Source organism: Streptococcus mitis, from assembly GCF_001579035.1.
GTDB lineage: Bacteria > Bacillota > Bacilli > Lactobacillales > Streptococcaceae > Streptococcus > Streptococcus mitis_J.
In genome coordinates this window covers 99,185-101,470 of record NZ_KQ970288.1, presented here as the reverse complement: position 1 = coordinate 101,470, position 2,286 = coordinate 99,185, and the positions used below count along the sequence as shown (strand labels likewise).

At 41.3% G+C, this 2,286-nt stretch carries 2 protein-coding genes and 1 pseudogene; all 3 read left to right on the top strand.

The genetic code is table 11. The annotated features are described in order from the left end of the window. Window positions 1–137: 137 nt before the first annotated feature. The gene (locus SMIDD26_RS06685; RefSeq protein ID WP_061439624.1) at window positions 138–425 is read left to right on the top strand and encodes a rhodanese-like domain-containing protein; all 288 of its coding nucleotides are present in this window, start codon (window positions 138–140) and stop codon (window positions 423–425) included. A gap of 171 nt (window positions 426–596) precedes the next feature. After that, entirely contained in the window at window positions 597–1,922 is a 1,326-nt protein-coding gene (gene brnQ / locus SMIDD26_RS06680; RefSeq protein ID WP_061439623.1) for a branched-chain amino acid transport system II carrier protein, read from the top strand. Between the two features lie 97 nt (window positions 1,923–2,019). Then, window positions 2,020–2,286, top strand: a pseudogene (locus SMIDD26_RS06675) (M42 family metallopeptidase); the annotation flags it as partial.

Genomic DNA, 2,286 nt, shown 5'->3' with positions numbered 1-2,286 from the left:
GGATAGAACTGACGAAGTCAGCTCAAAACACTGTTTTGAGGTTGTGGATAGAACTGACGAAGTCAGTAATCATACCTACGGTAAGGCGACGCTGACGTGGTTTGAAGAGATTTTCGAAGAGTATTAGGAGAAAAAGAATGAAAGAAATAGCCTTTGACGCATTTTACCAGCTTTACCAAAACGACCAACTTTCTCTAGTAGACGTGAGAGAAGTGGATGAGTTTGAAGCTCTTCATTTAGAAGGTGCTCAGAATCTTCCTCTGAGTCAACTGGCTGATACTTATGATCAATTGGACAAGGACCAGTTACATTATGTCATTTGCAAATCTGGAATGAGATCGGCGCGTGCTTGCCAATTCTTATCAGAACAAGGTTATGAGGTTATCAATGTACAAGGTGGCATGTTAGCCTTTGAAGAACTGTAAACATTAGAATTTTCTCCTGCTTGGTGTGGACTGGGTAGGGGATTTTATTGTTAGACAATTCTCATTTTTAAGAATCTTGAAAACATTCAATATTTACTTCGTGATACTTTTTTCATACTCCTATTCATGATATACTAGGTCAGTTATTTTATAAATATGAAGGAGATTTTCATGGCTAAAAAAGGTGCCTTAACAGGTTTACTCCTGTTTGGAATATTTTTTGGTGCGGGGAACTTGATTTTTCCGCCTTCTCTAGGTGCTCTATCTGGAGAACATTTTCTTCCTGCCATCGCAGGTTTTGTCTTTTCAGGCGTCGGTATCGCCGTCTTGACCCTGATTATTGGAACGCTAAATCCTAAAGGATATATCTACGAGATTTCAACAAAGATAGCGCCTTGGTTTGCGACTCTTTACCTCTCAATTCTTTACTTGTCAATCGGTCCATTCTTTGCTATCCCACGTACAGCTACAACAGCTTACGAAGTAGGGATTAGCCCTCTTTTGTCGGATGCAAATAAAGGTCTTGGTTTGATTGTCTTTACAGTTCTGTATTTTGCAGCAGCCTATTTGATTTCGCTTAATCCATCAAAAATCTTGGACCGTATCGGCCGTATTTTAACACCAGTCTTTGCAATCTTGATTGTCATCTTGGTTGTTCTAGGAGCTTTCAAATACGGTGGAACAAGTCCTCAAGCTGCTTCAGCTGCTTATCAAGCTTCTGCCTTTGGGACAGGTTTCCTAGAAGGTTATAATACCTTGGATGCCCTTGCCTCAGTTGCCTTCAGTGTAATCGCAGTTCAAACCTTGAAACAACTTGGTTTTTCAAGTAAGAAAGAATACATTTCAACTATTTGGGTTGTTGGTATCGTTGTTGCCCTTGCCTTCAGCGCCCTTTACATCGGGTTAGGTTTCCTTGGAAATCATTTCCCAGTACCAGCTGAAGCGATGAAGGGTGGAACACCAGGTGTCTACATCTTGTCACAAGCTACTCAAGAAATCTTTGGTTCAACAGCTCAACTCTTCCTTGCAGCTATGGTTACTGTAACCTGCTTCACAACAACAGTTGGTTTGATTGTGTCAACAGCTGAGTTCTTTAATGAACGCTTCCCACAAATCAGCTATAAGGTTTATGCGACCGCCTTTACCTTGATTGGATTTGCCATTGCTAATTTGGGTCTTGATGCGATTATCAAGTACTCAATTCCAGTACTGGTTATCTTGTACCCAATCACGATTGCCATCGTTATGATTGTCATTGTCAACAAATTTGTAGCTCTTTCAAAACCAGGTATGCAGTTGACAATTGCTGTGGTTACAGCTATTGCCATTGCAAGCGTATTAGGAAGCTCGTTTAAGGTTGAGTTTCTTGCGAATCTTGTCAACGCTCTTCCTTTTGCCAAGGCATCACTCCCATGGTTAGTACCAGCCGTTGTCGGAATCTTGCTCTCATTGGTTCTACCAAACAAGCAAGAAAGCGATGTTTTTGAAATGGAATAATCATTAAAATCACTTTTGTAGCCAAGTCTACAGGAGTGATTTTCTTTTTTTATCCGATGATAAATGTGTTATAATAGGTAGCAAAAGAGGTGAAGAAATGAATCAAACAGTAGAATATATCAAAGAACTGACAGCCATTGCGTCGCCAACGGGCTTCACTCGAGAGATTTCGGACTATTTAGTCAAGACTCTAGAAGGTTTTGGTTACCAGCCGGTTCGTACAGCCAAGGGCGGTGTCAATGTGACCATCAAAGGTCAAAGTGATGAAGAGCATCGCTATGTGACTGCCCATGTAGATACGCTGGGTGCTATTGTCCGTGCTATCAAACCAGACGGCCGTCTCAAACTGGATCGTATCGGTGGC

What these genes read in the sequence shown, in the direction of transcription:
- SMIDD26_RS06685 (WP_061439624.1), top strand. Translation starts at nt 138, where the DNA reads ATGAAAGAAATAGCCTTTGACGCATTTTACCAGCTTTACCAAAACGAC.
- brnQ (WP_061439623.1), top strand. Translation starts at nt 597, where the DNA reads ATGGCTAAAAAAGGTGCCTTAACAGGTTTACTCCTGTTTGGAATATTT.